Annotated in this window: 1 protein-coding gene; it reads right to left on the bottom strand. The window is 49.1% G+C overall.

Annotation, left to right across the window (positions count from 1 at the left end):
- Positions 1–536, bottom strand: a 536-nt coding sequence (locus R7093_RS27645; protein WP_318147332.1) for a hypothetical protein, incomplete at both ends; no start/stop codon positions are given.

Here is a 536-nt window from a genome sequence, read left to right as displayed (position 1 = left end):
GCCAGACTCATACTGAGTTTTATCGACGATTTTTGTCACATTCAAATCTGCGGCAGCTGCAACATACGTCGCTTGCGCGTCTTGTTTACTCGTCGCGTCATTGACTTCGACCACATTTGTGATATCACCAACCAGATCGGCTTTGACCAAACCTTCTACATGCAGCTTGACGCTATGATCAGGGTGAATATTGTAACGAACTTGATAACCGTTATCGCCCGTTACTTCTGAGCCCGACACAGCTTGAGTTAAGCTCGGATCCGTTCCATCTACGCTAACGCTGACATCCGACCAACCCTCAAAGGCACGAACAGGCAAGGCAGAACCCGCTTTTTCAGTACGAATGGTTTTCCACAAATCCGCAATCAATACGTCAGTTGCATAGCCGCTGCCAGTGTTTTTCACCTCAATGTCGTAACCAATAGTGTCGCCCGGATGGTAGATAGCCGCTGGATCGGTAGTGATTTTCGTGACGGCCAAATTGCCCGGTTCGGGAACGATCACGTTGTCGCGTAAGTTATACGTCACATAGCGCG

The sequence above is a fragment of the Vibrio sp. 1580 genome, assembly GCF_033340055.1.
Note: the sequence above shows the minus strand (reverse complement) of the source record. Positions and strands in the feature narration are given on the sequence as shown.